Origin of the sequence: Rhizobium sp. Root1203, from assembly GCF_001424945.1 — a bacterium.
Classification (GTDB): Bacteria; Pseudomonadota; Alphaproteobacteria; order Rhizobiales; family Rhizobiaceae; genus Rhizobium.
On record NZ_LMCW01000019.1, the window covers coordinates 26,932 to 53,368 of the forward strand.

The 26,437-nt window shown below is 58.3% G+C and carries 26 protein-coding genes; 17 read left to right on the forward strand and 9 right to left on the reverse strand.

The window, feature by feature from the left end; translation table 11 throughout:
* The first annotated feature begins 51 nt into the window (after positions 1-51).
* On the forward strand, positions 52-450 hold the full coding sequence (locus ASC97_RS19370) for a (R)-mandelonitrile lyase (RefSeq protein ID WP_057469989.1): 399 nt from the start codon (positions 52-54) through the stop codon (positions 448-450).
* A gap of 7 nt (positions 451-457) precedes the next feature.
* A complete protein-coding gene (locus tag ASC97_RS19375; RefSeq protein ID WP_057469990.1) occupies positions 458-691 on the forward strand; it encodes a tautomerase family protein in 234 nt (77 codons plus the stop codon).
* A 664-nt stretch (positions 692-1,355) separates the two neighbouring features.
* Here the strand turns inward: ASC97_RS19375 and ASC97_RS19380 are convergent.
* The 4 genes from ASC97_RS19380 to ASC97_RS19395 form a co-directional block, all read right to left on the reverse strand.
* Entirely contained in the window at positions 1,356-2,303 is a 948-nt protein-coding gene (locus tag ASC97_RS19380) for a cyclase family protein (RefSeq protein WP_057469991.1), read from the reverse strand.
* Between the two features lie 59 nt (positions 2,304-2,362).
* Positions 2,363-3,325, reverse strand: a complete 963-nt coding sequence (locus ASC97_RS19385) for an ABC transporter permease (protein ID WP_057469992.1) — start codon at positions 3,323-3,325, stop codon at positions 2,363-2,365.
* A 64-nt stretch (positions 3,326-3,389) separates the two neighbouring features.
* Positions 3,390-4,961 (reverse strand): sugar ABC transporter ATP-binding protein, encoded by a 1,572-nt coding sequence (locus ASC97_RS19390; RefSeq protein WP_057469993.1) that lies wholly within the window; start codon positions 4,959-4,961, stop codon positions 3,390-3,392.
* A 23-nt stretch (positions 4,962-4,984) separates the two neighbouring features.
* The gene (locus tag ASC97_RS19395; RefSeq protein WP_082530074.1) at positions 4,985-6,106 is read right to left on the reverse strand and encodes a sugar ABC transporter substrate-binding protein; all 1,122 of its coding nucleotides are present in this window, start codon (positions 6,104-6,106) and stop codon (positions 4,985-4,987) included.
* Positions 6,107-6,513: 407 nt separating this feature from the next.
* Between ASC97_RS19395 and ASC97_RS19400 the strand changes: the two genes are divergently transcribed.
* Entirely contained in the window at positions 6,514-7,545 is a 1,032-nt protein-coding gene (locus tag ASC97_RS19400) for a LacI family DNA-binding transcriptional regulator (protein ID WP_057469995.1), read from the forward strand.
* A 112-nt stretch (positions 7,546-7,657) separates the two neighbouring features.
* On the opposite strand, the gene ASC97_RS19405 is transcribed toward ASC97_RS19400, so the two are convergent.
* The 5 genes from ASC97_RS19405 to ASC97_RS19425 form a co-directional block, all read right to left on the reverse strand.
* Positions 7,658-9,151: a tripartite tricarboxylate transporter permease gene (locus tag ASC97_RS19405; protein WP_057469996.1), complete on the reverse strand. Its 1,494-nt coding sequence runs from the start codon at positions 9,149-9,151 to the stop codon at positions 7,658-7,660.
* 11 nt (positions 9,152-9,162) lie between these two features.
* Positions 9,163-9,648: a tripartite tricarboxylate transporter TctB family protein gene (locus ASC97_RS19410; RefSeq protein WP_057469997.1), complete on the reverse strand. Its 486-nt coding sequence runs from the start codon at positions 9,646-9,648 to the stop codon at positions 9,163-9,165.
* Between the two features lie 24 nt (positions 9,649-9,672).
* Positions 9,673-10,434: an SDR family NAD(P)-dependent oxidoreductase gene (locus ASC97_RS19415; RefSeq protein WP_057469998.1), complete on the reverse strand. Its 762-nt coding sequence runs from the start codon at positions 10,432-10,434 to the stop codon at positions 9,673-9,675.
* Positions 10,435-10,497: 63 nt separating this feature from the next.
* The gene (locus tag ASC97_RS19420; RefSeq protein ID WP_057469999.1) at positions 10,498-11,979 is read right to left on the reverse strand and encodes an aldehyde dehydrogenase; all 1,482 of its coding nucleotides are present in this window, start codon (positions 11,977-11,979) and stop codon (positions 10,498-10,500) included.
* Between the two features lie 138 nt (positions 11,980-12,117).
* A complete protein-coding gene (locus ASC97_RS19425) occupies positions 12,118-13,098 on the reverse strand; it encodes a Bug family tripartite tricarboxylate transporter substrate binding protein (RefSeq protein ID WP_057470000.1) in 981 nt (326 codons plus the stop codon).
* A gap of 359 nt (positions 13,099-13,457) precedes the next feature.
* On the opposite strand from ASC97_RS19425, the gene ASC97_RS19430 reads away from it, so the two are divergent.
* The 14 genes from ASC97_RS19430 (at position 13,458) to ASC97_RS19490 (ending at position 26,434) form a co-directional block, all read left to right on the forward strand.
* Positions 13,458-14,234, forward strand: a complete 777-nt coding sequence (locus tag ASC97_RS19430) for an IclR family transcriptional regulator (RefSeq protein WP_057470001.1) — start codon at positions 13,458-13,460, stop codon at positions 14,232-14,234.
* A 173-nt stretch (positions 14,235-14,407) separates the two neighbouring features.
* Positions 14,408-15,163: an SDR family NAD(P)-dependent oxidoreductase gene (locus ASC97_RS19435; RefSeq protein WP_057470002.1), complete on the forward strand. Its 756-nt coding sequence runs from the start codon at positions 14,408-14,410 to the stop codon at positions 15,161-15,163.
* Between the two features lie 32 nt (positions 15,164-15,195).
* The gene (locus ASC97_RS19440) at positions 15,196-16,098 is read left to right on the forward strand and encodes an SMP-30/gluconolactonase/LRE family protein (protein WP_057470003.1); all 903 of its coding nucleotides are present in this window, start codon (positions 15,196-15,198) and stop codon (positions 16,096-16,098) included.
* Between the two features lie 36 nt (positions 16,099-16,134).
* Positions 16,135-17,550, forward strand: a complete 1,416-nt coding sequence (locus tag ASC97_RS19445; protein WP_057470004.1) for an MmgE/PrpD family protein — start codon at positions 16,135-16,137, stop codon at positions 17,548-17,550.
* 81 nt (positions 17,551-17,631) lie between these two features.
* Positions 17,632-18,624 (forward strand): Bug family tripartite tricarboxylate transporter substrate binding protein, encoded by a 993-nt coding sequence (locus tag ASC97_RS19450; RefSeq protein ID WP_057470005.1) that lies wholly within the window; start codon positions 17,632-17,634, stop codon positions 18,622-18,624.
* A 217-nt stretch (positions 18,625-18,841) separates the two neighbouring features.
* On the forward strand, positions 18,842-19,036 hold the full coding sequence (locus ASC97_RS35950) for an SDR family NAD(P)-dependent oxidoreductase (protein ID WP_200959506.1): 195 nt from the start codon (positions 18,842-18,844) through the stop codon (positions 19,034-19,036).
* An 8-nt stretch (positions 19,037-19,044) separates the two neighbouring features.
* Entirely contained in the window at positions 19,045-19,242 is a 198-nt protein-coding gene (locus ASC97_RS36290) for an SDR family NAD(P)-dependent oxidoreductase (protein ID WP_443216759.1), read from the forward strand.
* On the forward strand, positions 19,206-19,505 hold the full coding sequence (locus ASC97_RS35955) for an SDR family oxidoreductase (protein WP_274534161.1): 300 nt from the start codon (positions 19,206-19,208) through the stop codon (positions 19,503-19,505). The genes ASC97_RS36290 and ASC97_RS35955 overlap by 37 nt, the downstream gene beginning before the upstream one ends.
* A 166-nt stretch (positions 19,506-19,671) precedes the next feature.
* Entirely contained in the window at positions 19,672-20,310 is a 639-nt protein-coding gene (gene paoA / locus ASC97_RS19460) for an aldehyde dehydrogenase iron-sulfur subunit PaoA (protein WP_057470030.1), read from the forward strand.
* Positions 20,307-21,257 carry an FAD binding domain-containing protein gene (locus ASC97_RS19465; RefSeq protein WP_057470006.1) on the forward strand — a complete coding sequence of 317 codons (951 nt, stop codon included), beginning with the start codon at positions 20,307-20,309 and terminating at the stop codon, positions 21,255-21,257. Before paoA ends, ASC97_RS19465 begins: the two co-directional genes overlap by 4 nt.
* A 5-nt stretch (positions 21,258-21,262) precedes the next feature.
* The gene (gene paoC / locus ASC97_RS19470; RefSeq protein WP_057470007.1) at positions 21,263-23,461 is read left to right on the forward strand and encodes an aldehyde oxidoreductase molybdenum-binding subunit PaoC; all 2,199 of its coding nucleotides are present in this window, start codon (positions 21,263-21,265) and stop codon (positions 23,459-23,461) included.
* Positions 23,451-24,398, forward strand: a complete 948-nt coding sequence (locus ASC97_RS19475) for an XdhC family protein (protein WP_057470008.1) — start codon at positions 23,451-23,453, stop codon at positions 24,396-24,398. The genes paoC and ASC97_RS19475 overlap by 11 nt, the downstream gene beginning before the upstream one ends.
* 828 nt (positions 24,399-25,226) lie before the next feature.
* Positions 25,227-25,700 (forward strand): hypothetical protein, encoded by a 474-nt coding sequence (locus tag ASC97_RS19485; protein ID WP_057470010.1) that lies wholly within the window; start codon positions 25,227-25,229, stop codon positions 25,698-25,700.
* Between the two features lie 23 nt (positions 25,701-25,723).
* Positions 25,724-26,434: a DUF4405 domain-containing protein gene (locus tag ASC97_RS19490; RefSeq protein ID WP_057470011.1), complete on the forward strand. Its 711-nt coding sequence runs from the start codon at positions 25,724-25,726 to the stop codon at positions 26,432-26,434.
* Positions 26,435-26,437: the final 3 nt, after the last annotated feature.

Genomic DNA, 26,437 nt, shown 5'->3' on the forward strand with positions numbered 1-26,437 from the left:
GCTATATTGGTGGGACGGGCCACGCTGCCTGTATCATAAAGGAGTCTCCCTATGAATATCGACAAAAACGGCAGCCAGTCGTCGGGAAAAGGTCCCGCAGACTGGTTTACGGGAACAGTTCGCATTGATCCCTTATTTGCAGCAAACGACGCGCGGCGCGGTGCGGGCGGCTCGGTGACGTTCGAACCCGGCGCACGGACCGCCTGGCACACGCATCCCCTCGGGCAAACGCTCATCGTGACGGCCGGCGTGGGACGCGTGCAGCGCGAGGGAGGGCCCATTGAGGAAATCCGCCCAGGCGACGTAGTCTGGTTTGAACCTGGCGAAAGGCATTGGCACGGCGCATCGCCCACCACGGCAATGACGCACATTGCTATCCAGGAGAACCTTGATGGTAAAGTCGTAGACTGGTTGGAACACGTCAGTGACGACCAGTACTCAGGCGCATGAATTTGATATGCCGCACATAGTTGTGAAGATGATTGAAGGCCGTTCCGCAACCCAGAAGCAAGAGCTTTCAGATCGCCTTGCGGAAACGCTGATGAGCGTTCTTGGAAGTAGAGACGAGGCTGTCTCTGTTGCGATCGAGGACGTCCCTGCTGATAAATGGGAGAGCGATGTCTTCGTGCCTGAGATCAAGGGCCGGAGGGATACGCTCTACAAGAGGCCGGGATATGCCTCTGTTGATTGATCCCGGTTTGGGACTCAATCCATTGGCCGCCCTTCCACCAAGCCGGCACGCCTCGTTTGTGAGGCGTGCCATTGCGCCATCGCCGCTTTGACAATCGTGGTGGGCGCACCCGCGTTGGCTTCCAAAGATACTCACGCCATCCACTACAAGTTGCCTCGGTACTTGAGATTGATTTATCCGTCGCGCACACAGACGTGTATGTCGCAGTTGTGCGACCGGTTCACGTTGAGGAGCGGGGCGTGCGTTTCAATGAGAAGGGTTCAGATATTCCCCGACGGGCTAGTGATTGTGCGAGATGAAGGCAATGTCCTGTTCTTCTGCGGTGCAGGAGTGTCTCTGGCATCCGGCTGGCGGCTAGCAGGGCGTTATCGAAGATAACTTGTGTCATTGACGGGAAATCAGGCAAGGCGGATGTTCAATGCTTCAAGCACGAAGTCACCATCGGGCGGAACGGGCACGGACCCGGAATGCATGGCATCACAAGACGATAGTTGATGACTCATCGGGCCCATCCTTATGCGTCACCAGTTGAAGAATTGCGCACCTGGCGTCTACGGCTAACGGATTGGCCAAACTCGCTTCCGCAGACACACCGCTCCCATCGACCTGGCTTTATATTCTTAACCCACCGGTCGATATCTCAGGCCGGATCCCACAATCGTACTCATTTGATTGCATAGGGGTTGGATGGTGAACCTGTTCCTCCTGGCAGATTGAGAGCAGGCGAGCAGAAGAAGAACTCGAAAATTCCATCCTGCGCGCAGTCTTCTGCCAACTCTTTGAGATAGAACATTTCGCCTACAGAAACCCCAATGCCCGGTATCACAACAGCGTGCCATGGAAAGTTATATCCGACTGCACCGACGGGCACGACTTCGACAGCATATGTGTCGGAGGCCACTCCGGCGACGTCTCGTTCCCGAAGCCAGCGGCAATTTTCGAAAGCGACCCCGGGAGCAGCCGAGGTCGAATGGCCATGCCAATTGCCCTCCGAGATGAACTTCTCTTGGTATCCCGTTCGAATTATGACGAAATCCCCGCTGCGTACTTGTACGCCTTGTTGGTGTGCGCATGCGTCGAGATCATCGTTGGTTATCGCGTATTCAAAATCAAGATGCTGGACACCCTTGTATCTCGCTACATCCAAAAGGACGCCGCGGCCGACCAGTTTGCCGGCGGTTCGATCTATTCCCAAAAAGCCTGCGCCATCCGAGCCGAATTGACCGGCCTTTCGACCGTTATACGCTTCGCCGCAATGGAAAACGTGGCAAAGCGCATCCCAGTGAGTAGAGCATTGCAGCGGCATGTAGATCGCATCGTCCGTATATTGGTTCTGCTGATCGACAGGCATGCAACAGATGTCGGCTCCGTCCCGCATAAAGGTATGGATCGGATTCCACCTTGCAGTTGCCCCACCGGTTTGAAGCGGCCATTTCAAGGACGCACCCAACGCGAATACCTTGCCTTGTTGACTGAGCTGTGCAGCCGCGGCTATGCATTCAGGCGTCACCAAGTTCAGGGTGCCAATTTGATCGTCGTCTCCCCAGCGACCCCAGTTGGAGAGTTCGCGGTGTGCCCGGTTTATTTCTTCAATCGAAACTAGATTGTCCATGTTCGCCCTCAGAGAAACGATTGGTGCGCGCGTGTCGCACCGCTTGATGTCTTGGAGATTTAACGACGGCGGGCTGCGATTGCCGATGCGCCGACGGCAACCAAAAGCGTACCTCCGTTGAAGGCCGGTTCAGCCCAACCAGGAACTCCAAACAGTTGAAGTCCATTCAAACCGACGGCAACCAACAGCACGGCGAAAGCCGTGCCTAGTGGGTTGAATCTGCCAATGTGCACGGTAGTAGCGCCCAGAAAACATGCGGCTAGCGCCGGAAGAAGGTAGCTGGTCCCAATGCCGGAGCTGGCCGCGCCAACCCGACTGAGGGCCAGAAATCCGCAAAGGGCCGCGATCACTCCTGAGATTGCGAACGAAGCCGTGATCATCAAGCGCGTGCGAATACCAACCAGCTCGCTGGCTTTCCGCGACAAGCCGACGGCAAGAAGGTTTCGCCCGAAAGGCAAGTTCTCAAGAATTAACCAGAACACCACCAGCGCCACAACGCCGATCATCACCATATTCGGTATCCCAACGGTCGAACCTTGGCCAAAGGATACCAGACCACGAGGAATGCCCTGTATGAGAATGGCTCCGCCTGTTAGGTAAATTGATGCCGCTGCAGCGAGAGAGCCGATCCCCAATGTCGCAATGAAGGAGCTGATACCCACTTGGGTGATCAGCAACCCGTTCAAGAGGCCGATGATCAAGCCTGTGCATAAAACAATCAACAGAACAGTCGGGATGCTCATCCCCATCTGACCCAACAGAACAGCCGAAATGACGGCATTAAGTTCAAGATTGAAGCCGATTGACAGGTCGAATTCTCCGGCAATCAACGGGACGAGGGCACCGAGTGCCAAGACGAGTGCCAAACTGTTACTGGCAGCTACCACCTGGGCATTTGGCACGGTCAGAAAGGTGGTTGGGTTGATAACGGTGAATATCATCACCAAAGCGAGCGTGAAGATCGGCACTCCAAAGCGCGCAACTTGTCCGATCGCGCTGACTCGTCTTGTCGCATTGTTCATTGGGGCCGTCTTTGCGCTGGCGGTCTGAACCTCTCCGGACGGGGAAGTGGAAGTCTTCATTGATTCAATCCATCGCTCTTCTTGGTTCAGGTGGCGGTGAGAAATCGGAAATTTGCCCGACCAACAGATGCTCCATGTTTCGGACGTTCAACGCGTCACCTTCTATCTCGTGCGTTATGCGACCATCGGTCAGGCAAATTGCACGGGTGCACACGTCGGCGATTTCCTCAAGACTCGAAGAAAGCAGCAGAACAGCTGCTCCGCCGGCGGCGCATGCACGTATGTGGTTGTAGATGCTGGCACGTGCTGCGGCATCGACACCTTCAGTCGGCTCGTCCAACACAAACAAAATATTGTCTGTAAGGTCCCAGCGCCCGACGACAATTTTCTGCTGATTGCCGCCGCTGAGGTTGTGAATGGATGCCTCACTGTCCGCGGGAATTACGTTGTGGTGACGTATCAACTGCGCGACCAGGCCGCGTTCGCGGCCCCCCGAAATACGGCCGCCACGGGTGATCTTGCTAAGATTGGTAATCGTGAAGTTCTCGCGGACGGATGCTCCCGGCAGTATACCCGCCCGTTGCCGGTCCTGCGGGACATATGCTACGCCGCGAATGATGGCGTCCCTCGGATGGTGCGGAGTAAATCGCTGCCCGGACAACGTTAGTGAGCCGGAGACGATGCGCTCTTTCCCGAACAGCGTTCGACCAAGGGCACTGCGCCCACAACCAGCTCGGCCGATCACTCCGCAAATTTCACCTTTCGAGATTGTCAGCGATACGTTTTTCAATCGACTCGTTGTCAGTCGATCGATTTCAAGAACAGCCACATCCGAGACAATGCGAGTCCGAACTGCATCAACTTCCGGGACCTTGTCCCCTGAGACCCACTCTACAAGCTGCCGCGTTGTCGTCTGTGACGTCGGCACCGAAACCAGAAGCTTGCCGTCTCGTAAAACTGTGATGTGATCGGTGACATCCATAACCTCCTCGAAACGATGAGTGACGTAAAGGATACCTGCACCCAACTCCTTGAGACGCCGGACGAGGTCGAGCACAAGGCGGACTTCACCTGGCGGCAGAGCCGCGGTTATTTCATCTAGAATGAGCAGGCGGACGCGTTCGAGACCATCGAAGAGCGCTCGTGCACACGCGACTGCCACGCGTTGCCAAGTTGCAAGCTTGTCCACCGCTGCCGCGGGGTCTAAGCCCTCCAAGCCGACCATTGCCAGGGCCGCCCTAGCACGACGGTTGGTCGCCCCCCAATCGATGGTCCCGACGCGCGTCCGGGTGTAGCCCTTTCCCACGGCAATATTCTCTAGTACGGAAACGCCGTCGATCAGGCCCAGATCCTGATGAACCACGCGCACACCATAAGCTTCGGTTCCGGCGACGCCAGCGTTAACGGGGACCGCGTTACCGCTGATCGAAATGTGACCTCCGTCTCGCCTGTAGAAACCTGCGATAATCTTCGACAGTGTCGACTTCCCGGAACCATTGGCTCCAATCAGAGCGTGCACTTGAGACCTCATCACTGTGATATCGACGTTGGAAAGCACCGCTCTTGGCCCAAAGTGCTTCACAATGCCAGTCGCAACAACTGCTGGCTCCGGTTGGCTTACATCAATGTATGTCATCGAGGCTCCTCCACGGCCAACGCTTACTTCACGCCCCAGAGAGCCTGATACTTCTCGACGAAACCGCTGGCTTCACCCGTGTAAGCTTTACCGGGCTCGGGCAAGGCATCGGTTGCGTCGTTCGAAAGTAATTGAACGGGCACAACCTGCGGAATTGTAGGTTGCCCATTCATCAGCCGGATCATCTGATCAAGCGCGCCCCAAACGCCCCATTTCAGAGAAACTCCCACGTCCGCAGCCAGTACGTTGCGGTCGCGCATAAGCTGAACCGGACCAGGATTTCCGAGCGCGGAATAAATCTTTACCGAGTCTTGCATCCCTGCGGCATTTATCGCGGGAACAATGAAATTCGTCATCGGGTCAATGCCCTCGATCACGACGTTGATCTTGGGATCACGCCGTATTGCCGCAACGACCTGCTGCGGAAGCGTGGTTCCAATGACCGATGACGTGAAATCGATCGGTTGCGCGTAGGTTATTTCGCAGGTCTTGCAGCTGGCGAAGGTTTCCTTCACGCCGTCCATGATCATTACGGGTAGGGGCCACTCGGCGATGTTCAGCGCCAAGACATGCATCTTGCCACCGTGGTCGATGATGGCCTTGGCCGCGATGATCTTGCCAATTTGGCGAGCGTCCGAAGAAACGTCGGCGTCCACTCCATTCGGGCCGACCTCGTTGAACATCTGGGGACTAACCAAGGGAATCTTCTTGGCCTTGGCCGCAGCGATACCTCCAGAGATCAGTTTGTTGTCCACGCCATTCAGAATGATGCCGTCAGCGCCTGCATTTATCGCTGTCTGAACTGCCGCATCGTATCCGGTCGGGTCGGCTACAACTATTACCTTATAGGTCCAGCCAAGGCGCTTCGCCACATCCTCGGCCGCCTCTGAGTTGTTCTTGCAACCTTCCACGGCATGAGTGCAGGAGACTTCGACAAGGAACTTTCCTTTAGGGGCCGGTGCCGTTTCCGTAGGCCCATTCCAAACGGGCGTAGACGAAGCGTCTTTCACGATATTCGCGTACTCGTCGAGGCTACCACCGTCAGCGGCAGCATTGGATGCTCTTATGGGCAGAGCTGCCATGCCGACGACCAGAGCGGACGCCCCCACCAATAGTCGCACCGAATTAATCGAACGTGTGATCATGTTGTCCTCCTCGACTTGATCAATACACTTCCCGGTTCCTGTAGGTGTCGCAAAGGAGCCTTCGCGCCGGCGACGTAGCCGGGGACGTTATTGCCTCTGAGATTGTTACAGTGCTGGCCGATGCTGCGTCGGGATCTGCTTCGGGTGGATCCAGTTGCAGTTGGCAGTGTCGGCTACTCCTCACTTCCGGTCGACCCGAACTTCTCCATCTGCCGGACCCCCGTAGCTACTTCTCATACAACAAGCGTATGATATGTGCCGCTGTAAAATGGCTACACCACGTAGTAGTTAAAACGTCATGTAATATGCTTCCCGGGAACGTTCCCAAATGTATTGCTCGGTGGTTGACAGTGGGTCCATTGTCGGACCGAGGATTCTACCTTGTTCTCAGTAAGGGAGAGACGGGCGTGCAGGATGACGATGACCAGCGAGAGCGCGCGAGCCGTATAACCCTATATGAGGTCGCGGCTGCTGCCGGCGTTTCCAAATCGACCGTTTCTCGTATCCTCGACGAAAGACTCCCACGTTCTGAGAGCGCGACAGCAAAGCGGGTTAGGCAAGCAGCCTCTAACCTTGGATATATCCGCGACGTCTCAGCGGTTAACCTGAGACGCGGAACGACCTCGACCGTTGGAATCATTGTGCCGCGCCTGACTGATACTGTTATGGCGATGATCTATGAGGAGCTTGCGCGCGCGTGCCTCCGTGTGGGCCGTTTCGCGATCGTGGCAACCACTGACGAGAAACCGGAAGCCGAGCAGCACGCGGCTGAAACCTTGCTTCGTCGCGGCGTTGACGGCTTGGTTCTTAGTTCGATTAAAGTTGGCGATCCGTTCACGCAGGCGCTAAGAGCACGGGGAGTTCCTTTCGTACTTGCTCTGCGGACAAACGGCGATGGACCTGCCTCGCTGGGTGACGATGAGCTTGGCGGATACCTTGCAACGCGGCATCTGCTTGACCTCGGACATCGGCGAATTGCCATGATCGCTGGCAGGTCATTTGCGTCGAGCGCGGTCGCGCGGCAGGTAGGCTTTCGGCGAGCTTTGCATGAAGCCGGCATTGGGGTTAATGAGGAATGGGTGCTGGAAACAAATTTCGATTTGGACGCCGGGGCTGACGCAGCGTCCTCTCTCTTTTCAACGGAAGAGCGGCCGTCGGCAATTTTTGCCGTAAACGACAACATCGCCATTGGCGCTATTGCCCGGCTGGCGTCTCTTGGGATCGAGGTACCCCGTCATGTTTCGATCGTCGGGTATAACGATATCCCGGTTGTGCGGCATCTTCCGACGCCATTAACTACGCTAAGGGTGCCTTTCGATCAAATAGCGACCCGCGCGATCGAGCTGCTCGACAACGTCTCGCGAAGTGCGAACTACGAAGTCCGGCTAACAGCTCCAACTTTGATCCCTCGTCGATCGACGGCAACACATCGGCCGTGAAGAATCGGATCTGGATGTCGCCAGTGCGGCGGACAAGACTTCATAAGGGACAGTCGACCCGACTACAAATCTAGTCGGGCCGCCGATTGATTGGCGAATTCGAGCGCTGGCTCTATTCCTCAAGCGCCTCGTTCTTCTTGTGGCGAATGGAGGGAAGTAGCATCGCACCAAGAGCGAGGGCTGCAATGCCCAGCAGCACTGCGCTAACAGGACGCTCAACAAAGACCCAAGCACTTCCACGGGAAACCACCATCGCCCGCCTGAGGTATTCTTCCAGCATCGGTCCCAACACGAAGCCGATCAGCAGCGGTGCCGGCTCGAGTGTGAGCTTGAAGAACAGGTATCCAAGTAAGCCGAAGAGGACTGTCTCGAAAACGTTGAGCGCAGAATAGTTCACCGAATAGACGCCGATGGCGCAGAACACGAGGATCGCCGGATAGAGATACTTGTACGGAAGCCTCAGGAGCGACACCCACATCCCGATCAAAGGCAGATTGATCACGAGCAGCATCAGGTTTCCGATCCACATGCTGGCTATCAAACCCCAGAATAGCTCAGGCTGTGCCTGGATCACGCCGGGGCCGGGCTGGATGCCGTGGATCATCAGGCCGCCGATCATCAGAGCCATCACTGCATTCGCGGGGATGCCGAGGGTGAGCATCGGAATGAACGACGTCTGCGAGGCAGCGTTATTCGCGCTTTCGGGTCCGGCAACGCCCTCGATTGCTCCGGTCCCGAACTCGTGGCCATACTTCGAGACCTTCCGTTCGAGCATGTACGAGGCGAAAGTCGAAAGTGCCAAGCCACCACCGGGAAGAATTCCGAGGATCGACCCGACGATCGTGCCGCGAATGACCGATGGCGTTGCCCGCTTGAACTCTTCCTTTGTCAGCATAAGGCTGCCGACCTTAGCTACGGTCCCGCTGCGATTTTCCGGGTTTTCCAGATTGCGGATGATCTCGGCGACACCGAAAATGCCCATGGCCACGGCCACGAAATCGATGCCCTCGAACAGTTCAAAGAATCCGAACGAGAAACGGACTTGGCCGCTCTGCACGTCGGTGCCAACAAGGCCCAGCGCCACCCCGAGCACCAGCATCGCGATCGACTTGAAGATGCTGCCCTGGGCAAGCACCGTTGCGATGATCAGGCCAAGAAGGATCAGAGAGAAATACTCGGCAGGACCGAAAGAAAGAGCGAGGTTGGTCAGGACCGGACCAGAAGCAGCGACCACAAGTGTCGCGACCGTTCCTGCGAAGAAAGATCCGATTGCGGCAGTGGCCAATGCCGCGCCAGCGCGACCACGTTTCGCCATCTTGTGTCCCTCGAGCGTCGTCACTACAGCTGTGACTTCGCCGGGAAGGTTCAAAAGGATGGCTGATGTGGAGCCGCCGTACTGCGCACCGTAATAGATGCCGGAGAGCATGATTAGCGCGGTTATCGGGTCCAACGCAAAGGTCAGCGGGAGCAGGAGGGCAATGGTCGCGAGTGGTCCGATACCAGGGAGGACACCTATCGCCGTCCCAATCATACAGCCGATGAAGGCGAACCCAAGGTTGTGAAAGGTCATCGCAACCGAAAGGCCAAGGGCGAGGTTCTCAATCATTGCTGCCTCGCTTAGAACTGGGTGAATGGCGGCAGGAACGACACGTTCAAGCCAAGCCCAAGCGTGAAGACTGCCCAACAGATCGCTACGAGGGCCACGGTTAAGCCGGCGATCCCCTTGATCGTCTGGTCTCTGTCAGCGAGGCCACTGATTACAACGACGACTGCGACCGAGACGGCCATCCCGACATGCTCGATCAGGACCCCGAAAGCGGCCATCGCGCCGAGGATCAAGACCATCTCCCGCCAAGCCCAACTCTCCAGTGGGTCGTGCTCACCTTTGATGCCGAGGATAGCCACCGCTGCCCCGAGTAGGCCCAGCAGGCTGAAGACGAGCATCGGCATATAGCCGGGACCCATTTGGGCGGCTGAACCAATTTCATAGTACTGGTTGTAAAAAAGTCCGGCGAGTGCGACGGCGACCAGGAAAACGCCGGCCGTTACATCTTTCGCACCCAGCGGACGACGTGGAGACGGAGCAACTTGATCGTTTTGCATTTGAGTGTTCCCCTTGTTTTGTTTTCAGTGGAAGGATCGGCCGCCGTCGACCGCGAGCGCAGCGCCCGTGACGTAGGAGGATTCCGACGACGTAAGAAACAAAAGGGCTCGTGCGATCTCTTCCGGATCGGCCAGCCGCTTTAGCGCATAGTTGCCGACGTTGGCGCGGTAGCCGTCCGCCATTGGGGTGTCGACCATGCCCGGGGCAATGCTGTTGACCCTGATCTTTGGTGCGAGTTCAGCGGCAAGAGCGCGGGTCAGGTTCACGACACCGCCCTTTGATGCAGCGTATGCCGTGTGGCCCGGAGCGTTCGGCAAAAGCCCCTGAGCCGAGGCGATGTTCACGATCGTCGAGTGGTCATGCAATTGCAGAAATGGAATGCATGAGCGGGCGACGATGTAGGTGCCGGTCAGATTGACCTCGATGATACGACGCCATTCGTCGGCGGGCACTTCGGTGGCAAGCCCCTTGGACATGATGCCCGCCGCATTGATCAGACCGTCTATGCCGCCCATTTCGGAGGCCGCTTTTTCAACTGCCTTCGCAACTTCGGCTTCGTTGGTAATGTCGACCGTGCAATACCTTGCGGGAATTTCATCGGCGACCTTACCGAGCGCTTCGGCATTCCGATCGAACAATGTGACCTTGGCACCTTCCGCCGCGAAAAGAGTGGCTGTGGTTCGGCCAATTCCGGAAGCAGCCCCGGTGACGATAATCCGTCGCCCCGCCAATCGATCGGATCGGCTTTTGGTCTGTGTCGGCGTTGACTGGGATGATGCGCTCATGGCTGTAAACTTTCTCGTGTCCCGAATATGTGAAATGAAGTCGGCGTCGCTTGCACGGTTGCGCTACCTCATGATGAAGGGATTGGTCGGGCCTTCGGTCGCCGTCGACAGGAAGACGCTCTTGGTCTCGAGGTATTCGTTGATCGCCTCGATACCGCTTTCTCGACCTAGACCGGACTTCTTGGTGCCGCCGAACGGCATCATGAAACTGTAAGCGCGGTAGGTGTTCACCCAGACGGTTCCCACCTTGAGTGCCTTCGTCATACGCATGGCGCGGCCAATGTTTTGGGTCCACACGCCTGCCACAAGGCCATAGGCGATGTCATTGCCGATCCTCGTGGCATCTTCTTCGGAATCGAACTCGATGATGGATAAGATCGGTCCGAAGACTTCTTCCTGTGCGATTCTCATGTCGTTCGTGACGTCGGAGAAGATGGTTGGCTGTACGAACTGCCCTGCGCTCAGGCCCGCTCCGGTGGCTCTGTTGCCGCCCAGGATGCATTGTGCCCCGTCCTTGCGGGCGATCTCGATGTAATCGAGGACCTTCTGAAACTGCGGCGGGGTCGAGATCGGGCCGACGTTGGTTTCCGGGTCCATCGGATCGCCCATCCTGATGTATCGGGCGAGATCCACCAATTTGGTAGTGAAAACGTCCTTGATTGATTTCTGTACGAGGAGCCGGGAGCCAGCCGTGCACATCTGCCCGGCGGCACCGAAGATTCCGGACACAACGCCCGCTGCCGCCAGATCAAGGTCGGCGTCTTCGAAAACGATGTTCGGCGACTTGCCCCCCAGTTCGAGCGCGACCCGCTTCATGTGTTTGGCGGCGGTCTCGTAGATTTTGGCCCCGGTCAGATCCGAGCCCGTGAAGGTTATCATGGCGACGTCGGGATGTTCGACGAGTGCCGCGCCCACATCATGTCCATAGCCGGTGACAACATTGAACGCCCCGTCGGGCATCCCGGCTTCTTTGATGAGAGATGCCAGCTCAAGCGTACTCGCGGACGCGAATTCGGACGGCTTGACGACGACCGTACAGCCAGCCGCCAAAGCGGGCGCACTTTTCACCGTCGCAAACCAAATCGGAGAATTCCAGGCGGTGAGAGCCGCGACCACACCGATGGGTTCGCGCATCGTGAACGCCATCGTGTCGGGCTTCTCGACGGGCATCCACGCGCCCTCGATCTTGTCCGCAAGACCGGCATAGTAGTACCAACACTCGGCCACGCCGTTGAGCTGGCCGCGGACCTCTGCAAGGAGTTTGCCGTTGTCGCGGGCTTCGATCTCTGCGATGCGGTCGGCATCACGCGTGATGAGATCGCCAATTTTCCGCATGATCCTGCCGCGAGCGGTGGCACTAAGCTTCGACCAAGGGCCGCTGTCGAGCGCCTCGCGTGCTGCCTTCACTGCGCGGTCGACATCGTCACGAGTCGCCCGAGCCAGTTCAGCCCACGGCTTGCCGTGATATGGGTCCAAGCTCTCGATACGCTCTCCGCGTTCCCCATCGGTGAACTGCCCGTCAATGAAAAGTTGGTAGCTGCGCATCTTCACTCCTAGAATTCGTGTTGCTGGGCAGGGAATGGCGTTTCGCCGATAGGCCCGCAGCGAAAACGGGTCCCATCGGCGATTGCACAGCGGTCCCCAGCCGTCCGCCGTTCATTTGCTGGTGCGGTTGCCGCCAGCTCAGTTGTTCAGTCGAATGTTGTTTTCCGTAATGACCTTGCGAAACTTGTCCTGCTCGCCCTTCAGGAAAGAGGCGAGTTCGGCCCCGGTCTTGATGTCGGTCTGGAAGGACAGCGGCGTGAACCGTTCCTGGAATTTGGGGTCGTTGACGCCCTTTACGATCGCAGCTGAGAACTTTGTCACCACCTCGTCGGGAACGCCCTTTGGCGCGGCGTAGCTGTACCAGACGCGCGAGTTAATCTGCGGATAGCCGATCTCAGCCGTCGTCGGAACGTTCGGCATGTTGGCGGTACGGGCGGGCGATGTGACCGCCAAAATCCGCAAGTTCGGGTCATCCTTGAGCAAGGCGGCTTCTCGAGCCGAAGCGAAGATCATCTGGGTAAACCCGCCTGCGAGAGCCTGGATGCCCTCGGGGTTGTTCTTATACGAGACGTGGACGCCTTTGCCCCCGGCCTCCTTGAGGAACATCGTGCCGGTAAGGTGGCCCATCGTGCCCACACCGCCGCTGGCAAATGTTACGCCGTCCGGCGATTTGGCAATAGCCATCAGCTCTTCGATGCTCGTGATCCCTGCCTTCGCAGAGACGATGAGCGCCAGCGGGTAGCCGCCGATTTCGACAATCGGTACAAAGTCATCGAGGCCGTACTGAAGGTTATCTCTGAGGACCGTCTGCACCAGGCCGGCTGTTATCAGGCAGAGAATATTGTATCCGTCCGGCTTGGCTCCAGCGACGGCGTTGCCCGCGACTGTGGTCGAACCGCCCGCGCGATTTTCGATTACGACAGGCTGTCCGAGTTCCTCACTCGCTGTCTGCGCTAGGAAACGGCTGAGCGTGTCATCATCGCCGCCTGGCGCGTTTCCGATGTTGATTGTTATCGGTCGTGCAGGCCATTCGGCAGCGAGAGCGTCCGACGCCCGCGAAAGTAGTCCGACTGAAAGTGCTGCGGTGGTACCGAGCAAAACTGATCTTCTCGTAATCATGCAATTCTCCCCCTGGTAAAGATCCACGCCGCGATTGACACCGAGGCCGACCTCCCGTCGGACTACAGCGCAAACTGCCGAAAGTGGCCCGCGACGCGCATAATCGAACCCGTCGAGCCAACTCTGTAAAGCCGAAAGCCCAAATGAGCGCGCGAGGTTATAATCGTGCGTTATATGTTACGGACGTTGGGACGAGGCTGAATCGCCTTCGGTGTCGAAGGTTCGCGGGCCCCATTCGATATTGCGTTTTTTGGCTGGCGCGGTCGGCCTCGAGGCGCTTATCGTGACGCGATGGAACAGCTATGTGATGAATCGTAGCCGCAACGCAGCTGATCGAGGATGAAGTGACAGTGACCGACATGTCCGCCGAAGACGAGAAATATCGCGCGCCGGCGCTCACCAAAGGCCTCGACATTCTGGAGCTACTGGCATCCGCCAGCGATGGCCTGACGCAAGTCGAGATCGGTAAGATGCTCGGCAGAACCACCTCCGAAATCTTCCGCATGCTGGTAGTCCTTAGTCAGCGGGGTTACGTCGAGCTTAGCGGGGATGACCGATACCAGCTGACAACAAAGTTGTTCGAAGTAGCCCACCGCCACCCTCCGATCCGGCGGCTGACCGCGATTGCGGGTGACGCGATGCAGAAGCTGGCAAACCGGATCAACCAGTCCATCCACCTCTGTATTCTCCAGAGCGGCCGGCTACTTGTCGTCGCGCAGGTCGACTGCCCCGACAACAATCTGAACTCGGTTCGACTCGGAGCGCAGATCCCGATTTTCGATTCGGCATCCGGACGTGTGTTGGCAGCTTTCATGGATGACGCTGCTCTGGAGCACCTGCTCACTTTGGCCGGAACGGAGGCCGGGGAGCGCCGGGACAAGTTTCTGGCCGATCTTCCGGCTGTCCGCGCTGTTGGGTATTGCGAGGGCCCCTCGCTAACGCTCGCCGGAGTGACGAACTTGTCAGCGCCGATTTTCGACTACACGGGTAAGGCTATAGCCGCGATCACGACCCCATTCATCCACAGGCTCAACAGCGCATCACACGTGCCAGTTCCGGAAGCGCGTGATGCGCTTGTGGAGACATGTCGGGACCTCTCAAGAAGGATGGGTGCCGGAGCGGCCGTCGATCGGTAGGATACAGGATAATATCTTTCTGAAGGGCTCGGCGTCTCGCTGGGCCCTTTTGCATTTGAAACCCAATTGCACAAATAAAATGTTGACGGCAACTTCAACATATGAAAGCCTATTTCATATACGAAATTATAACGACGTTTCCCGAATAGGTTCGTCGGCATGGAGGAGAAAGTATGCAAAGATTTGAGGGGAAAGTGGTCTTGGTAACGGGAGCAGGCAGCGGCATTGGCGCGGCTACCGTCAAGAGGCTGCACGCCGAGGGCGCGAGCGTGATCGCCGTCGATGTCACGGAGGAGGGCGTCTCGAAAGTCGTCCAGGAGATCGGCGACCGGACGAGAGTGGAAGGAATCGCACTGGATGTCTGCGATCACTCCGCGTCCATTGAGGCGGTTGCGGATGTGCGCAAACGTCACGGCGCGCTGCACGGCCTGGTGAATTGTGCAGGCATCAAGGGTGTCGGCAGCATCGTCGATGTCGAACCTGAGAGCTTCGGTCGCGTCATGGCCGTGAACCTCGAGGGCACGATCAACCTATGCCAAGCGTTCGTGCAAGCGGTCAAGGACGATGCCGGCGACCGGGCGATCGTGAACATCTCCTCCGGCGCGGGTGTGTTGGGCGTCGCAAACAGACTGCCTTATGTGGCCTCCAAGTTCGCGGTTTCCGGCATCACGAAATCGATGTCACCCGAACTCGGGCCGCTTGGCATTCGCGTTAACGCGGTCGCGCCTGGCATGACCAAGACGCCGTTCACCGAGTACATGATGAAGGACCCGGCTGCCGTGGAGCGGGTGAACGCCAAGCATCCGATTGGCAGGATGGGCGAGCCCGATGAAATCGCGGCTGTCATCGTCTTCCTGCTCACCAAAGACGCAAGCTTCATGACCGGTGCGATCGTCTCGGTCGACGGAGGCCAGACCGCCTGCCTCTAACTTGTTGGCACTGACCAACGAGGGAGGATGCGTTGGCCGATATTCGACTTCTAGTGGACTGCAAGAACAATCTCGGCGAAGGCCCGGTTTGGGACATCCGCGAACAGCGCTTGTATTGGGTGGACAGCACGGCAGGGGAAATATGGTCCTGCCTTGAAGACGGCAGTGACGTTCGCACCTTCTATGTGCCGACCTACATCGGCTCCATGGCCCTGCGCGAAAAGGGAGGAGCAGTGCTGGCTCTCGCAAGCGGGTTCGCCCTCTACGACTTCGATACCCAGCGGATCGAGTACGTCGGAAACCCGCTGGCCGACGAGCCCGACTATCGTTTCAATGACGGGAAGGTGGATCGGCATGGCAGGTTTTTCGCTGGGTGCATGGGCTACGACTTCGACCCGCTGGACGTGACCATACCCAGAAAGCCGGCCCGTAACGGGTCACTATACCGCTTGGACCCTGACCTTCGCGTCAGCCAGGTGGATACGGGATTCATCTGCTTCAATGCGCCATGCTGGAGCCCGGACAGCCGGACTTTCTACTGCGGTGACTCCGACCACAAGGCAATCTGGGCGTACAATTACGATCTCGAAACGGGCGACGTCAGCCATAAGCGTCTCTTTGTATCCGACGCCGGCTACGCGAGCACCGTTGACGGCGCGACCGTCGATACAGACGGCTTCATTTGGAACGCAAAGGTCCTCGGGGGCCGGATCGTCCGATACACGCCGGATGGGATCATCGACCGAGTGATCGAGGTCCCGGTGCGCAACGTCACGAGCATCATGTTCGGCGGCCCCGATCTCGACATTCTTTATTTCACAAGCATGGGACGCCCGATGCGCGGCATCCCGCCCAAGGAACCCGGTGCCGGGGCCCTGTTCGCCATTCATGGTCTCGGGGTCAAAGGACTTCCTGAGACACGGTTCGCCGGTTGACCGGCAGTTTGAAATCAACACGAGGATGTCTTTGAAATGACCATCACTGCCGACCTTTCGCAGCAGCTTGCCGAATTCGCCGCAAACACCAGGTTCGCCGATCTGCCGCCAGCCGCGGTCGAAGCCGCGAAGAAAAGTGTCCTGGATACGATCGGCGTCATGCTTGCTGCGAGTGGCATGGAGCCTGCGGTACGGCCTATTATCGAACTGGTTCAAGAAAGCGGCGGCAAAGGCGAGGCGACCATTCTGGGATACGGCGACCGCGTTCCGGCCGGCGCTGCGGCCTTCGCCAACGGCGCGCTGGCGCACGGTCTTGACTTTGACAGTCAGACACCGTGGGGGGCACACGCCGACAGCTCGATCGTTCCGACCGTGCTCGCACTGGCGGAACTGCGCGGGGGCGTGACGGGGGAGGAGCTGATCACCGCGGTCGCCATCGGGCAGGAGATTTTCATTCGTCTTCGCTGCAATGTCGGTTGGCATATGGACTGGAACCTCTCGACGGTCGTTGGCTGCTTCTCCGCGACAGCGGCAGGCGGTTCGATCTTCAAGCTCGATCCGACGCAGCTGGCCAACGCGCTCGGCATCGCCAGCCTGCAGTCCAGCGGAACGATGGAGCAAATTTTCGGGCTCGGAAGCGACCTTAGGGGCATGTACGCCGGGTTCAGCTCGCAGGCTAGCGTCAACGCCGTCAGGCTCGCCGCGCGGGGTATGACGGGCATCCGTAACCTCTTCGAAGGAGAGGCGGGTGTCTTCAAGGTCTATTTTAAGGGTGAGTACGATCGCGACAAGATGGTCGCCAACCTCGGCAAGGAATACCTCAGTGGAGGAATGACCTATAAATATTGGCCGGCTGTCGGGAATGCCCACACCTACATTCACGCGGCAATCGAGTTGATGAAGGAAAACAGCGTCGCGCTGGATCAAGTTGCCGAAGTGAAAGTCTTCGTCGGCGACTTCCAGCAAAGGATGTGCTCGCCTTTGGCGGAGCGGCAGGTTCCAAACACGCTTGTCGATGCAAAGTTCAGCCTGCCGTTCCTCGTTGCCCTCGCATTGGCAAAGGGTCAGATGGAGGTCGGGGACTTCACGAGCGAAGCATTGAAGGACCCTACGGTCCTCGCTCTGGCCCGCAAAGTCGTGCCGGTCCCCGACAGCAGCTATAACTGGACGTCGAAACTGCCCGACGGAAAAATCGAAGTGCTGCTCGCAGATGGCACCAGCATCTCGCGTCTGGGATCGAGAGTGCCGGGGTCGGTCGAGCTGCCGATGACCTGGGAACAACTCTTCCACAAGTTCGGCTCCTGCGCTCGTGCGGCGGTCTCGCCGCTGTCGGATGAAGCGATCTCTGAGCTTTGCAGCTCGCTGAAAGCGCTCGAAAGAGTCCGTGACGTGCGCAAGGTCGTGGCGACCGCCGTTTCCAACGTCAATGTAGCACGCAAAAAGTCAGCATAGCCCGCGACGCGGGTTTCTCCCGGGGCGGTGGATCGTCCCGGAAATCGGAACAGCCGTGTATCTCAATGGGAGGAGAGCAGCATGCCAAAGTTTGAAATCACGAGACGCCGGTTCCTGATGACCGGAGCGGCAACCGCCGCAACCCTGGCGGTGTCAGGTCCAGCCTGGGCGGCCTACCCGGACAAACCCATAAAGTGGATCGTGGGTTTTCCGCCGGGGGGAGCTACCGACACCGTCGCCCGTCTTGTCGGCCATCCAATGTCAGAGGCTCTTGGAAAACCGATCGTCGTCGACAATCGGCCCGGAGCGGGCAGCTCGGTCGGGGCGACTGCCTTAGCCGGGTCTCCAGCTGACGGTTACACCGTGGGGAGCGCTGACAACGGAACGCTGATCATCAATCCTGTGGTTTATCCAAAAATCCAGTATGACCCCGACCGCGACTTCCGCGCGGTAGGCATGTATGCGGGGATCAATCTGCTTCTCTGTGTTCCAAGTAGCTCGCCGATCAAAACGGCTGCAGAATACCTGGATAAGGCCAAGGGCGCTTCTGAACCTCTTCTTTATGCCAGCCCGGGGATAGGAACGCCGCTCCATCTCGCGATGGAGCGTCTGGCCCGCGATGCGAAAGTGAACCTCAAGCACGTCGCCTATAAGGGCATGGCTCCTGCGTTGAACGACGTCCTCGCTGGCATCGTCGACAGCATCGTGATCGACTACACGACGGCCAATTCCCAGATCAAAGACGGCAAAATCCGAGCGATTGCGGTCTTTTCGGAAAAGCGTCTGACTGTGCTTCCGGACGTTCCGACCATGGCGGAGCAGGGCGTATCCGGCTTCTCTGCTGGGGCTTGGCACTCGCTGATCGTACCCAAGGCCACACCGGATGACGTGGTCGCTACCCTGTCCCAGGCACTCGGCAAGGCATTGCAAGACCCACTGGTGAAGACCCGGTACGCTGAGCTTGGTCTCGATATGCCTCCTAGCGATCCCGAGACCATGACTCAGAGATGGGCAAGCGATAAAGCCACCTGGCAGCCCTTGATCCGTTCGCTGAACATCAAGCTGGACGGATGACTTTGGTGTGCCCGGGCACGCTCCCACGGAACAGGACGGGCACGATATCCAACTCGTGCATTGCCGATCGGCCATCTTAGGAACAACGCCATGAACTCGAATCGCCGGACGTAATCCACAATCAGCAGCGGCTAAGTGAAAGGAGGCTTTAGTCACAGGTGCGGCGTCTGGAACAGGACGCGCGATCGCACTACGGTTCGCGGCTGAGTGAGCGCGAGTGGCGGTCTGGGACATCGATCAGGGAGGCGCAGACGCCGTGGCTCTCGAAATCCGCGATGCAGGTGGCGATGCGATCGCTTGTACTGTCGATGTCTCTCGATCCGCCGCTATCCACAACGCTACCGCCGAGACCCTCGCGTCTTTCGGCTCGATCGATATTCTCGTCCACAAAGCCAGCATCCACGATGACTAGTCGGAATTCTGGAACGTGACGAGCAGCTCTGGGATCGCATCGTCGGTGTCAACCTCGAGGGAACGTGGATGGCGTCGAGAGCTTTGCTACCTTCGATCCTTGAGGGACACCATGGAGCGATCGTCAATATAGCTTCCATTTCGTCGTTTACTGCCAACGGGGCGGAACGATTTACACCGCCGCCAAACATGGGATCTTCGGCTTGACGAGGCGAATGGCTTACGAGCTGACGAGCTTTGGGATCAGGGTCAACGCGATCGCGGCAGAAGCAGTCGAGACAGGTATAACCGAGGGGCTGGACGCCGATCCCGACTCCGCAGTCATGCAGGGATTCGACAAGTCCCGGCAGGCAGAATGGCGAAAGCTTCCGAAAACGCGAGCTTCGCGCTCTTCCTCGCAGGCGATGAGGCGAGCTTCGTTCACGGGGCGGGCGCTCTATACGGCTGACGGGGGTTGGCTCATCCGGTGAGCATCCCGGGGCATCACCGGATCGCATATGCTCACGTCTTGATTTATGAGCGTGTTCGATAACCGTTAGCAAGATATCGCACCTAATCATCTTTTTGAGCTGCCCTACGTTGGAAGACGGCGTTTCTCGGAATGCGCCAGGCCATCAGCAACGAATGGAGCTGGAGATGAGAGATCACTCACATTTGGAACTTTCGCGTCGGGAGTTGCTTGTCTCCTCGGCGGCGGCAATCGCCGTCACGGGAGTGGCTGCAAAAGGAGCAGCTGCACAGTCCTCGGGGAAAGAAATGGATTTTAAGACAAGTGTTTCCTTCAAAGTGAACGGCGAGACGCGCGATCTCGAAGTTGACAATCGCACGACCTTGCTCGACGCCCTGCGCGAGCACCTTCACCTAACTGGCACGAAGAAAGGCTGCGATCACGGTCAGTGCGGGGCATGCACCGTGATGGTCGACGGACGCCGGATCAATTCGTGCTTGACATTGGCTGTGATGCACGACGGTGACGAGGTCACCACCATCGAGGGCCTCGGACAGCCTGGTGCCCTTCACCCCATGCAGGCCGCCTTCGTCAAACACGACGGCTTTCAGTGTGGATACTGTACGCCCGGTCAGATCTGTTCTTCCGTGGCCGTGCTTGAGGAGATCAAGTCGAATATCCCCAGTCACGTGACCTCAGACATCTCGGCAAGGGTAGAACTCACCGTTGCGGAGGTCAGGGAGCGCATGAGTGGAAATATCTGTCGATGCGGCGCGTATTCCAACATTCTCGACGCAATCTCTGAAGTTGGGGGGATCAAGGCATGAGACCCTTCACCTATGAGCGAGCCACGACGGTACAGGCTGCAGCGAAAGCGGCAGCAGCCAATCCGGAAGCGAAATTCATCGCTGGCGGTACCAATCTCCTGGACTTGATGAAACTCGAGATCGAGCACCCCCCACATCTCATTGACGTCAACGGCGTGGGGCTCGACAAGATCGAGAAAACACCAGAGGGCGGCCTACGCATCGGCGCTTTGGTCCGCAACACCGATCTGGCGGCTGATGAGGCTGTGCGTCGCGACTACGGTCTCCTTACCCGGGCGCTGGTCGCCGGCGCGTCCGGTCAGTTGCGAAATAAGGCCACCACGGCAGGCAACCTCCTGCAACGCACACGCTGTCCGTATTTCTACGACACCAATCAACCGTGCAACAAAAGGCAGCCGGGCAGTGGATGTTCTGCACTCGGTGGGTTCTCCCGCCAGCATGCAGTCGTTGGAATCAGCCAATCCTGTATCGCCACCCATCCCAGCGACATGGCGGTGGCAATGCGGGCGCTCGACGCGACCGTTGAAACGGTCAAGGGCGACGGCAGCACCCGGGCAGTCCCGATCGCAGACTTCCACCGGCTGCCGGGGGATACGCCCCACATCGAGACGGTACTTGAGCCGGGCGAGTTCATAACTGCAGTAACGCTGCCCAAGCCGATCGGCGGCAAGCATGTCTATCGCAAAGTGCGCGATCGCGCTTCCTACGCGTTTGCGCTCGTGTCGGTGGCCGCGGTGATCCAGCCGGATGGCACCGGCCGCGTTGCCGTCGGCGGCATAGCTCACAAGCCGTGGCGCACATCGTCAGGAGACCAGCAGCTGAAGAGCGGGGCAAAAGCCGCGAGCGCAGCACTCCTCGTCGACGCACGCCCAACGGAGCAAAATCGCTTCAAGGTGACCCTCGTGGAACGAACGATCGGCGCGGTGATCGCAGAGGCAAGGGGATAACGACCATGAAATTCGACACACCAGCAAGCAGCAATCCCATCGATCAGCTGAAAGTCGTGGGACAGCCTATTCCTCGCATTGACGGGCAGCTCAAGACAACTGGCCGAGCGATGTATGCCTATGAGTGGCATGATCCGAAATTCCCCTATGCCTACGGTTATCCCGTTGGGGCCTCGATCGCCAAGGGCCGTATTCGGTCAATGAACACCGACGCCGCAAAGCGATCTCCCGGCGTTCTGGCCGTTGTCACCACCCTGGACGTGGGCAAGCGCGAAAAGGGCAAGTTCAATACGGCCAATCTCTTCGGAGGCGATGAAGTCCAGCACTACCACCAGGCCGTAGCAGTCGTTGTCGCTGAAACCTTTGAGCAGGCGCGCGCTGCCGCTTCGCTCATCAAAGTCGATTACGAAACCGCGGTGGGCAGTTTCGACTTGGCGAAGGCCAAGGATGGCGCGGTCAAACCTGACGAGAAGCAGCAGCCCGACACAGCGGTCGGTGACTTCGAGGGGGCCTTCAAGAACGCAGCCCTGACTTTGGATCAGTCCTATACGACCCCCGACCAGTCCCACTCGATGATGGAGCCCCACGCCTCGATCGCGGCTTGGGACGGCGATAAGGTGACCGTGTGGACTTCCAGCCAGATGATTGATTGGTGGCGATCCGATCTCGCAACCACAGTCGGGATCGACAAAGAAAATATCCATCTGATGTCGCCCTTCATTGGTGGCGGGTTTGGAGGGAAGTTGTTTCTGCGAGCCGATGCCGTGCTGGCCGTCTTCGGAGCGAAGGCTGCAGGCAGACCGGTCAAGGTCGCGCTCCCGCGTCCTTTCATGCCGAACAACACCACGCATCGGCCAGCGACGATCCAGCGTATCCGCATCGGCACGACCCAGGACGGGAAAATCACCGCGATCGCTCATGAGAGCTGGTCGGGCGACCAGAAGGGAGGCCAGCTGGAAACGGCAGTCAATCAAACCAGGCTGCTTTACGCCGGCGAGAACCGCATGACGGCTATGAGGTTGGCGACGCTTGATCTGCCGGAAGGCAATGCGATGCGAGCGCCGGGCGAAGCACCCGGATTGATGGCCCTGGAGATCGCAATCGACGAGATTGCCGAAAAGGTGGGCATCGACCCTGTCGAATTCCGTATTCTCAACGATACTCAAGTCGATCCTGAGAAGCCCGAGCGTCCGTTCACACAGCGGAACCTGGTCGGCTGTCTCAAGCTCGGGGCGGAACGGTTCGGTTGGGACCGGCGTGGAAAGCCGGGTTCTCGGCGAGAAGGAAACTGGCTCATCGGCTTGGGTGTTGCAGCCGCTTTTCGGAACAACCTTCTCCTCCCGTCGGCGGCGCGGGTTCGCCTTGGCGCGGACGGGATCGCAACGGTCGAAACCGACATGACGGATATTGGGACCGGCAGCTACACCATCATCGCGCAGACGGCGGCTGAGATGCTTGGCCTCCCGGTGGATCGTGTGGCTGTTCAGCTTGGTGATTCCCGCTTTCCGGTTTCGGCGGGATCAGGCGGGCAGTTCGGAGCGAACTGTTCCACCTCGGGCGTCTATGCCGCGTGCGTCAAGCTCCGTGAGGCGGTCGCACAGAAACTCGGCTTCAACACGGATGATGTTGTGTTCGAGGATGGACAGGTACGATCGGGCAACCGTTCCGTCGCGCTCGCCGAAGCAGCCGGTCCCGACGGGCTGGTCGGCGAAGACAATATGGAATGGGGCGATCTAGCTGACACGCACCAACAGTCGACCTTCGGTGCCCACTTCGTGGAAGTCGGCGTCGACGTCGCAACAGGTGAAACGCGCATTCGGCGCATGCTGGCAGTCTGCGCCGCCGGCCGAATTCTAAACCCCATAACTGCTCGCAGCCAGGTAATCGGGGCAATGACGATGGGCGTGGGTGGAGCCCTGTCGGAAGAGCTGGTGGTCGATACCAAGCAGGGTTTCTTCGTCAACCACGATCTCGCTGGCTACGAAGTCCCCGTCCACGCCGACATTCCCCACCAGGAGGTGATGTTCATGGAAGAGGCAGACCCGATGTCGTCGCCGATGAAAGCCAAAGGCGTTGGCGAACTTGGGCTCTGCGGTGTCTCGGCGGCCGTCGCGAATGCGATCTACAACGCCACGGGATTGAGAGTGCGTCACTATCCTATGACCCTGGATAAAATCATAGGCGGGTTGCCGGATGTTGCATGAGGATATAACCGCGCTGCCGGATATTTATTCGCACGAGGTCAGCGAAGCTGCGGTGAGGCCGACGCCGGTTCGATCGTTGCTCACTGATGATATGGAAGAGATATTTCGCTTTGCGATAAGGGAGCTTACACGGGGCAGGGTGGCGCTTGCCACCCTGGTCGAAATCCGGGGAGGAGCTGCACGCGCACTCGGCTCCCATGTCGCCATTGCGGCCGACGGACGGTTCTGTGGCTATGTATCTGGCGGCTGCATTGAGGCTGCGGTTGCTTCCGAGGCGCTCGACGCGCTCAGCGCAGGCAAAGACCGCGAGGTAGAATACGGAGAAGGCTCGCCCTTTTTCGATATTGTCCTGCCGTGTGGCGGCGGGATCACGGTGTCGATTCACGTGCTGTGCGACGCTAGGGTATTAAGCCAGGTTCTTACGGAGCTTGATCACCGCCGGAGTGCCGGCCTGCGCTACTCGAGGTCACTAGAACAGCTTGAGATGGCTAACCCGCCGGAAAGGGCCGGCTATGTTGATGGCGTCTTCTCAACGGTCTATCGGCCCCGCACGCGCGTTGTGATCTCGGGTCAGAGTGTAGAGGTCGAGCGGGTTTCAGCTCTTGCCAGTTCATCCGGGTATGAGGTCGTCACATACATGAAGAGAGAACTGCCCGATATCGATCAATATACCGCCGTGGTTCTCCTCCATCACGACCTCGATGCGGAGGAGGCAGTGCTGCATGCGGCGCTGCGCTCTGACGCAGTGTACATCGGTGCTTTGGGAAGCACACGCACACATCGAAAAAGAGTCGATAGGCTCGACGCTTCCGGGTTCTCGAAGGCGCAAATCCGTCGGATAAAAGCGCCGATCGGCTTGTTCGGACCTACTCGCGACGCCAACTCACTTGCCCTGTCCATCTTGGCCGACGTTGCAGCTACCCGCTTGTCCATCTAGGATAACGACCGCAACCGAAGGCGGCGCATTCTGGATTGGTGCCATGGTGCTTTACGCGTTAGCGGCGGGTAGATCGAGCAGAATGGAGCGTGCCGGACACAAGCTCCTAGCGCGATTTCGTTGGCGTGTCCCTGGTTCGCTTGGCTGCTTTGGCCGCGACGGGTTGCGAGAGTGGCTCGGTCGTAGTCGTGACCGGATATCGAGGCCCTGACATCGAGGCTGAGATCGCGGGGCTCGAACTGAGCGTCGCAAGAAATCTCCAATCATGCTCGGCGTCCAGCGCGCCGCCGATTTCGATCCCGATGGCATCATGATCATGCTTGCAGACATGCCGCTACTGAAAGCAGAGGACCTCGACACGCTAATTGGGGTTTTTCGTGCGAGCGGTGCAAAGACCATTGTCCGTGCAGCGTGCGACGGGGTCCCGGATCTCTGCGATCAGTTGGCTTCCGGCTGCGCGCCAAAAGCAAATAGCTGCTCTGTGGTGTCGATGTCCATCTTTGCGCTCACGCCGATCTCGACGTCGATTACGTCGAGATTAGACCGCGAAATTATCGCACGGGCACCGTTGTCGCCACGGAGGCCTTGGAGTGCTGCAAATGCCGAACGCGGGAAAATAACAGGCTTGCTTCTTCTCGTTCGAGCGCTCCGCGTTTTCTCTGCCGATTGATGAAATAACCTCATAACGTCAAACGGTTGTGGGCTCTAATCCTAGCCCGTTGTCTTTGCTATTTGTTGTCTGGTCGCCTCCGGTCGCACGGGAGCGAGTGGTCTTTATTTTTGGAATCTTGTTCGGTGGGGAGGACCGGCAACGAAAGGATTTATTGGATGCCACGTAAGACTTCTGCGGGCTTGGCCTGTGCTGTCGCTGTTGGTTTTGTCGTTTTCGCAGTAGGCTATAGCGCTGGCCCCGCCATCAATGAAACCACGCCAGCTTCCGCTGCAGAAAACGCCGTCACCTTTCCCCCATTGGATCAGCTTGTCCACTACACCACCGTGCGGCGCGGCGTGACAAGAGAACACATGCTCACCAACCCCGAGGCTCTTGCTGCAATCGAGGCTGGCCAGCCGGTGGCGGTCGGGACGCATGTGGTATTGGTCGATTATCAGAGTGATGTGCTGCACCGCTATCTCATCGCGCAAAAAATGGGCGAGGGCTCGGCTGATTGGGCGTATCAGTGGTTCTGGCCGGACAAGTCTATCAAGGCCGATGAGAACGTAGCTCAGTGCTACTCGTGCCATCGTTCGCGCGACGATCGCCAGTTCATGTTCACGTTCACCGACGCGCTGTCGTTCAAGTGATCGCACAGAGGCGTGTCATTCCCATGGTCAAAAGCTTCCTTTCGCAGCGCGTGTTGCTGCCGTCGTTTATGCTCGCGTTGTTGCTTCTCTCGCTTGCCTATTGGTGGCTGGACAATCTGCCCCACGAAGTCTTCGGAACAGGGCTGTTTGTGTTGCTCTGCTGGCACGTCTACGTGAACCGGACTTGGTTTAAGAACCTGACGCGTGGCAAATACGATGCGAGACGGGCAGTCCGCGTGTTCCTTCATGCTGGTCTCCTTGTAAACATGGGCGTCCTCCTCGTCACCAGTGTGGTTATTTCGAAGTCGGTCTTTGCCTGGTTGCCCATACCGGATTCTGTCTACCTGAGAGAAATACACTGGTTCGCTGCCTACTGGGTCATCATCGTCACCGGCATCCACGTGGGTCTGCATTGGGAGCGTTTGCGAACGAGCTTACTGAACCTTTTGGGTGTCAAGCAGACGAGCCCGGTACTGAGAGCTGTCCTCTTGGCAATGGGTGCTGCCTTTGCCCTGCAGGGGCTGGCGAGTATTCAAACCCTCGGGGTCTGGACGAAGCTGACGTTCAATTACAGCTTGGACTTCTGGGATTTTACCGCCTCTGTCACACCGTTCTTCGGCCATTGGCTGGCAGTGTATACGCTGAGCGCCATTCTCACCCACATGCTGATGGCGATCTGGAGACGGTCCGATGAACCTCACCCTCGATCAGGGGACCAAAGGCCGATCAGGTAAAGC